The sequence below is a fragment of the Serratia sp. 506_PEND genome, assembly GCF_001076875.1.
GTDB classification, from domain to species: Bacteria; Pseudomonadota; Gammaproteobacteria; order Enterobacterales; family Enterobacteriaceae; genus Serratia; species Serratia marcescens.
Map to the genome: position 1 here is coordinate 1 of NZ_JVEL01000038.1, position 7,184 is coordinate 7,184.

The 7,184-nt window shown below is 59.3% G+C and carries 7 protein-coding genes and 1 pseudogene; 1 reads left to right on the forward strand and 7 read right to left on the reverse strand.

Annotated elements, in window-relative coordinates:
- The 3 genes from rnc to lepA all read right to left on the reverse strand — a co-directional run.
- A partial coding sequence (rnc, locus tag ADK28_RS01210) for a ribonuclease III (RefSeq protein ID WP_048794670.1) occupies nucleotides 1-604 on the reverse strand: 604 nt, incomplete at its 3' end.
- A 234-nt stretch (nucleotides 605-838) separates the two neighbouring features.
- The gene (gene lepB, locus ADK28_RS01215; protein WP_016929791.1) at nucleotides 839-1,816 is read right to left on the reverse strand and encodes a signal peptidase I; all 978 of its coding nucleotides are present in this window, start codon (nucleotides 1,814-1,816) and stop codon (nucleotides 839-841) included.
- Nucleotides 1,817-1,848: 32 nt separating this feature from the next.
- Complete coding sequence (lepA, locus tag ADK28_RS01220) at nucleotides 1,849-3,648, reverse strand: translation elongation factor 4 (protein ID WP_004929150.1); 1,800 nt, start codon at nucleotides 3,646-3,648, stop codon at nucleotides 1,849-1,851.
- Nucleotides 3,649-4,167: 519 nt separating this feature from the next.
- Between lepA and ADK28_RS01225 the strand changes: the two genes are divergently transcribed.
- A complete protein-coding gene (locus ADK28_RS01225; RefSeq protein WP_016929793.1) occupies nucleotides 4,168-5,004 on the forward strand; it encodes a hypothetical protein in 837 nt (278 codons plus the stop codon).
- Here ADK28_RS01225 and rseC read toward each other — a convergent pair.
- From rseC to ADK28_RS31155, 4 genes and pseudogenes are all read right to left on the reverse strand, one after another.
- Nucleotides 5,001-5,477: a SoxR-reducing system protein RseC gene (gene rseC, locus ADK28_RS01230; RefSeq protein ID WP_048794671.1), complete on the reverse strand. Its 477-nt coding sequence runs from the start codon at nucleotides 5,475-5,477 to the stop codon at nucleotides 5,001-5,003. The genes ADK28_RS01225 and rseC overlap by 4 nt on opposite strands.
- Nucleotides 5,477-6,433, reverse strand: coding sequence for a sigma-E factor regulatory protein RseB (gene rseB / locus ADK28_RS01235; protein ID WP_016929794.1), 957 nt, complete (start codon nucleotides 6,431-6,433; stop codon nucleotides 5,477-5,479). Before rseB ends, rseC begins: the two co-directional genes overlap by 1 nt.
- Nucleotides 6,433-7,086, reverse strand: a complete 654-nt coding sequence (rseA, locus tag ADK28_RS01240) for an anti-sigma-E factor RseA (RefSeq protein WP_016929795.1) — start codon at nucleotides 7,084-7,086, stop codon at nucleotides 6,433-6,435. Before rseA ends, rseB begins: the two co-directional genes overlap by 1 nt.
- A gap of 30 nt (nucleotides 7,087-7,116) precedes the next feature.
- Nucleotides 7,117-7,184, reverse strand: a pseudogene (locus ADK28_RS31155) (RNA polymerase sigma factor RpoE); the annotation flags it as partial.

A 7,184-nucleotide genomic window follows, 5' to 3' on the forward strand; every position in this document is an offset into this window, starting at 1 on the left:
CCACGGGCTCGCTCAAACCACTCACCTGGCAGTGGATGGTAAACTCCTGGTCGTGCGCTTCTCCGCGAACCTGCACCACCAAATAAGAAGGCAACGGCAGATGACGCCCCTGCAAAAATTCCTGCAAACGGGTTTTCGGGTCTTTCTGCTTATCGCCGGGGCTGATTTCGTCCAACCGGCTGCGATACCAGTCCAAAATCAGGCGCTCGACGGTCTGGATGTCGCTGTCCAGGAACACGCCGCCGATCAATGCCTCCACCGTATCCGCCAGGATTGACTCGCGGCGGAACCCACCACTTTTCAATTCGCCCGGCCCAAGCCGCAGACATTCGCCCAGGTCAAACTCGCGCGCCATCTCCGCCAGCGTGTTGCCGCGCACCAGCGTGGCGCGCATGCGGCTCATGTCGCCCTCGTCTACGCGAGGAAAACGGTGATAGAGCGCATTGGCGATGACAAAGCTCAGAATCGAGTCACCCAGAAACTCAAGACGTTCATTGTGTTTACTGCTGGCGCTGCGGTGAGTCAAAGCCTGCAGTAAAAGCTCCTGCTGTTGAAAAGTGTAGCCCAGCTTCCGCTGCAGCCTGTTTATTACGATGGGGTTCATGAGTTACCAATAGATCAAGAATGCGTCAAAAACTTGCAGCACACGGAACAGGCCTGCTTCGCCGAAAGCCGATCCAAAGCTGTTTCGTTTGCAGTGGCTCCCAGCAGGAGCCAACTTTTATCGCTCGAGAAAGTATTCTACAACGAGTGGAAACATAATGCTGTGTTTATATCCCCTTAATCTTTCACGCCGCAGTAGGCTGCGGCGTGAAATTGACAGGGAATAAATCAGCGATTAATGAATGCCGCCGATCCGGCTGAAACGCACGCCGGTAGGCCACTCGCCTTCCTGTTTTTCAAAGCTCATCCAGATGGCCGTGGCTTTGCCCACCAGATTCTTCTCCGGCACAAAGCCCCAGTAACGGCTGTCCGCGCTGTTGTCACGGTTGTCGCCCATCATGAAGTAATGCCCGGCCGGCACCACCCACTCCGCCAACGGTTTGCCCGGCTGTTGATAGTAAGCGCCCACCCGATCCTGCGCGTCCGGCACGGTCAGGATGCGATGCGTAACGTTGCCGAGGCTTTCCTGGCGCTCACGCATGCGAATGCCGCCCGACGGCACGTTATCGTTCAGCGGGATCTGATAGAAGCCGTTGCTGGCCTCGCCCATGCCGCTGCGGCTGAACAGCTGCACGAAGTCGCTCGGCTGCGCATCGGCGTAGGTCACGGCCAGCGCGGTATCGCAGGACTGCCCGCTGTTGCAGGACGGCTGCACCGTAACGCGCTTATTCACCGGATCGTAAGTAATACGGTCGCCCGGCAGGCCAATCACGCGCTTGATATAATCCAGCTTCGGATCCAGCGGATATTTAAATACCGCAATATCGCCACGCTTCGGATGGCCGGTTTCAATGAGCGTCGTCTGGGTAATCGGATCTTTAATGCCGTAGGCATATTTCTCCACCAGAATGAAATCGCCAATCAACAGCGTCGGCATCATTGATCCGGACGGGATCTGGAACGGTTCGTAAATAAACGAACGCACCACAAAGACCAGCAGCAGCACCGGGAACACCGATGCGCCAGTCTCTACCCAGCCAGGCTGCTTCGCCACTTTCGCCAGCGTTTTATCGTCGACGGCGCCCGCGGTCTGTTCGTTGACCGCCGCGATCTTCGCGCGGCGGGCCGGCGCCCATTTAAAGCGCTCGAAGCACCAGATGATCCCGGTGACCAGAGTGGCCAACGCCAGGACCAGGGCAAACATATTCGCCATGCAAACTCCCTCGTTTCGCGAACTCGTCGCGGTTACTTGCCGTCTTTACCGACGTGCAGAATGGCCAGGAACGCTTCCTGCGGCAGCTCGACGTTGCCGACCTGCTTCATGCGTTTCTTACCGTCTTTCTGTTTCTGCAGCAGCTTTTTCTTACGGCTGACGTCACCGCCGTAGCATTTCGCCAGCACGTTTTTACGCAGCTGCTTCACGGTGGAGCGCGCGATGATATGCGTGCCGATCGCCGCCTGAATCGCGATGTCGAACTGCTGACGCGGGATCAGATCTTTCATCTTCTCCACCAGTTCACGGCCGCGATACTGCGAGTTGTCGCGGTGGGTGATCAGCGCCAGCGCATCCACGCGCTCGTTGTTGATCAGCACGTCCACGCGCACCATGTCGGAGGCCTGGAAGCGCTTGAAGTTGTAATCCAGCGACGCATAACCGCGCGACGTGGACTTCAGGCGGTCGAAGAAGTCGAGCACCACTTCCGCCATCGGGATTTCATAAGTCAACGCCACCTGGTTGCCGTGGTAAACCATGTTGGTCTGCACGCCGCGCTTCTCAACGCACAGGGTGATGACGTTGCCCAGGTATTCCTGCGGCATCAGCATGTGACATTCGGCGATCGGCTCGCGCAGTTCCTGGATGTTGTTCAGCGGCGGCAGCTTGGACGGGCTGTCGACGTAGATCACTTCTTTGCCGGTGGTTTCCACTTCGTAGACTACCGTCGGCGCGGTGGTGATCAGATCCAGATCGTATTCACGCTCCAGACGCTCCTGAATGATCTCCATGTGCAGCAGACCGAGGAAGCCGCAGCGGAAGCCGAAGCCCAACGCGGTGGAGCTTTCCGGCTCGTAGAACAGGGAAGCGTCGTTAAGGCTCAACTTGCCCAGCGCATCACGGAAAGATTCATAGTCGTCGGAGCTGATTGGGAACAGACCGGCGTACACCTGCGGCTTCACTTTCTTGAAGCCCGGCAGCGCTTTATCCGCCGGCTGACGCGCCTGCGTCAGGGTATCGCCCACCGGCGCGCCGAGGATGTCTTTGATCGCGCAGACCAGCCAACCCACTTCGCCGCAGTTCAGCACGTCGCGATCGACCTGCTTCGGCGTGAAGATGCCCAAACGATCGGCGTTATACACCTGACCGGTGCTCATGACCTTGATCTTGTCGCCCTTGCGCAGGGTGCCGTTCTTAACGCGCACCAGAGACACGACGCCCAGGTAGTTATCGAACCAGGAGTCGATGATCAACGCCTGCAGCGGCGCATCCGGATCGCCCTGCGGCGGCGGGATGTCGCGCACCAGGCGCTCCAGCACGTCGGGCACGCCGACGCCGGTTTTGGCCGAGCAGCGCACGGCATCGGTGGCGTCGATGCCGACGATGTCTTCGATTTCCTGCGCGGCGCGATCCGGATCGGCGGCCGGCAGGTCGATTTTGTTCAACACCGGCACCACTTCCAGATCCATTTCGATCGCGGTGTAGCAGTTGGCCAGCGTCTGGGCTTCTACGCCCTGGCCGGCGTCCACCACCAGCAGCGCGCCTTCGCAGGCCGCCAGCGAGCGGGAAACTTCATAGGAGAAGTCAACGTGGCCGGGAGTGTCGATAAAGTTAAGCTGATAGGTCTGCCCATCCTGCGCTTTATAATCCAGCGTCACGCTCTGCGCCTTGATGGTGATGCCGCGCTCACGCTCCAGATCCATGGAATCGAGCACCTGCGCAGCCATTTCACGGTCGGTCAAGCCACCGCAGATTTGGATAATGCGGTCAGACAGCGTCGACTTACCGTGGTCAATATGGGCAATAATGGAGAAATTTCGTATATGCTTCATTATAAAAGTTTTTCTGCCTTGGTATTTCTGAATTACTCGCCTATAGAAACCCGCATGGACCTAAAGCGACAGTGAATGGGTGAGGCCGTCTTGCACCTGAATCGCTGCATTCTACATGCCACACCACTGAAAACCTAGCGATCGGTGCAGTGAAGGCATTCTATTATGCGCCGCTAAATGTTACAGGGCGCCCCGGCGGGTGAAAACAGATGTTAACGCGGACGATGCGGCCTGAACCCAAGGCTTGCCGGTGCTTCGTGGCCGTCAAACTCCGGCGCTAATACATAACCGGCCACAGCGCAATAAACCCTCTCCGAAATTATAAAAAAAGAATATTTGGATCAACCTCTTAGAATTCCATTTTGCCCCACTTCCTTTAGGAAAAACCCCATATACGCCACCACAGTCCCTCGGATAGAAAGGGCATGAGCTCCGCGACAAAACATTATTCAGGGCACTACATCGGCAGCCCACCGGGGTTCACCAGCATATCTGCGTACGTTGATTGGAAGGTGCATTATGATCGATAAAGGGCAAATGCTGAGCCGGCACGATTTTTCAAAGGTCAACTGGGGCATACTGGCGGCGGCGGCGCTGCTGTTTAGTGTGGGGGCGGCGCTGTTGGTGCTGCCGCTGCTGAGCAGCATTGACGAGAGCCAGGTCATCACGCTGTTGCAGGCCGGCGCGGGCACGATTTTACTCGGCTGTACGCTGCTGGCGCTGCGGCATTATCTGCGTCCGGCGCTGACTTATCGTCTGTACGAGCACGGCGTGCGGGTTTTTGACAGCCACCATCACAAAGAGCGTTTCATCCCGTTTGAGAAGATCAGCGACATCTATCGCTTTCGCGGCGGCCAGGCTTTCGGCGGGCTGTTTGACGTTACGGCGTTCCGCGCCGGTGCGGATCAGCCCTGGTGCACGGTTTTCAGCAACGTCGCCCACTCGTGGCGATTGGCCGACGTAATCGTCGACCAACAGCTGCAGCAGCGCGGGCCGCTGGCGCTGAATGCGCTCTATCAGGGGGGGACGGTGTCGTTTCACACCATAGAGGGCGACGCGCGCTGGCTGTGGCAGTTGCTGCTCGGCAAGCGGCAAGGCACGCCGGCCGAAACGCTGCGGCTGAGCGCCACCCTGCTGACGACGGAACGGGGAAACGTGCCTATCGAACAGATCCGCACGTTGGAAAATCATCCGCAGCGCGGCATCCGCTTATTCGATGGCCAGGGAAATGTGCTGTTCGCGATTAACTACGATTCGCTGCTCAGCGCCGATCTGTTCATCGCGCTGTTGGAGCATATGATCCACAACCGCATCCCCGCCTATCACAACCCGGCGATGACGCGGCCATCGGTTTAAATCAGCGGGGAGTTTTCCGCCTGCAGGCGCATCGCGGTAGGCGGCAACCCAATCTGCAGCACCACCGGCTGGTAATCGGCCTGCTCACCCAGACGTCGAGCCAAGCGGCGAGCCAGCATAAAGGCCGCACCACCGCCCAATACGGCGCCGACTGCCGCCGAGGCGTCGCTGCCGAAACAATATTGCAGCAACGTGCCGCCCAACATCATGCCCAGCAGCGGCGTCAGGTAAACCAGCATGGCGGAGCGCAGCAGGCTGCCTTCCGCGATGCCGACCTCGACGCGCTGCCCCGGTTCGAGCGGCTGATCGATATGCACCTGCAGCTGATGCTCGGTTTCCGGCACCAGCTCGTTCAGCGCACGCGCGCCACAGCCGGAGCGCGCGGTGCAGCTGCCGCAGCCGGCCTTGGGTTCACAGCGCAGCAGCGCTACGCCCTGTTGCCACGAAACCACCGTGGCCCACTCTTTCATCATTACGGCGATACCTTGAAAGAAATGCTGTCGGCGATGCGCTTGGCCGTCGCCGGCGGCAATTCGCCCACAATCGTGATTTCGTTGCCCGCGCGCACTTCGGTCTGAATGGTGCGGCGCCCCTGACGGTAGTACTGCTGCCCGGCGCCGCTGCCCGCCGGGCTGACGTTGACCGAGAAGCTGAACAGACCGTCGCTGTAGAGCCGGGACTCCACCGGCACGGCGACGTTCGGCAATTTGCGGCGATTGCGCGCCACCTCGTCCACGCCGGCCGGCAGCCAGCCGGTGCTCCAGCTGAGCTGGACGTTTTCCACCGCCGGCAGCGACAGCAGCGGCGGCAAATTGGCTTTGAGCAGCCCCTGCATCGCGCCCTGCACGTCGGCGCCGACCGCGAAGGAGATCACCCGATATTGCTCCAGCGTTTCGCCGTCGCGATCGAGCAGATCCACCCGCAGCGGCAGCTTGGTGTCTTCGTCCATCCAAACGATGTAGCTGTAGCGGGAACCGTCGCGCGCCACCACGCGCAGCACTTCACATGGCCGATCGGCGATGCGGGTGCTGCCCACGGAGATGAAGTCGTAATACTTCGCCAGACGAGTGAAATCAGCATAGACGATCGCCGGCAGCGCATCGACGATGTGATCGCCGGTGAGCGTGAACGGTTCCAGACCGGGTTCGAAGTAGCTGATCCCGCCGCCGCGCTGCAACACTTCACGGCGCGGGCCGTCCATATGCAGCAGCTGGCCGAGCGGCACGTTGCCGATCACCGCATGGCGATAGCGCAACGACTCGATTCCCTGCTTGCTGACGCTGATGTAGGCGAGCTCGTAATTGAGAGAACGGCTGGCGCTGCTCATCTGTTGCAATAACGCCCCGGACGCAGTTGGCTGCGCCGGGGCGATGCTGGAATAGAGCAGGCTGCCCGTCAATAAACAAACGGAGAACCAGATTTGCTTCATTACTGCTGTTGCATTCCTAAAGACTGAGTTCCGGGAACCTGAATGGCAGCCTGTTGCGGGTTGCCTTGCTCAAGCTGCAGCTGATCCGAATGCAGGCGACGTTGCAGTTCATAGTCCTGCAGCATGGCGTTGATACGCTTGCGCTGTTCCTGCACCTGCTGCTGTTGGCCGCTGCCGGTGGAGAAACTGTCGGCAGGTACGCCCAGGCTGACCGGCGAGGCCTGGCCCATGATCGGCAGCGTGGTGAAGGCCGGCGATTCGGACGCGTTCGATGGCGCAGAAGGCTGGTTGTACTGCTGCACGCCGACGATCACCGCCAGCGACACGCAGGCCGCCATGCCGATTTGCGTAATCTGGCTCGCCCAAGGACGCACTTTGTCCCAGAACGGCATTTTCTGCCAGGTGTGAGGCTGCGGCTGAGATTCCTGAACGGCGGAAGGCACCAGCCGGGCGGGTTCTTTCTCAAGTGCAGCGGCGACGCGATCGGCGATGTCGAGATGCATCACTTGCCCGACATCACCTCGCAGTGTGTCACGTATCAGGTGATAGCTCTGCCAGCTTTGTTGAAGCGTTCGATCTTGCGACAGAGAACTCAACAGCTCGCTGTCGAACGATTCACCATCCATCAGAGCGGAAAGCTTTTCTTTCTGCATGCCTAAGTACCCTTCCTGTGCCCGCCATTGCTAACGCTGGATCAGCGGTTGAACTTTATTATCGATAGCTTCCCGGGCGCGGAAAATACGCGAACGTA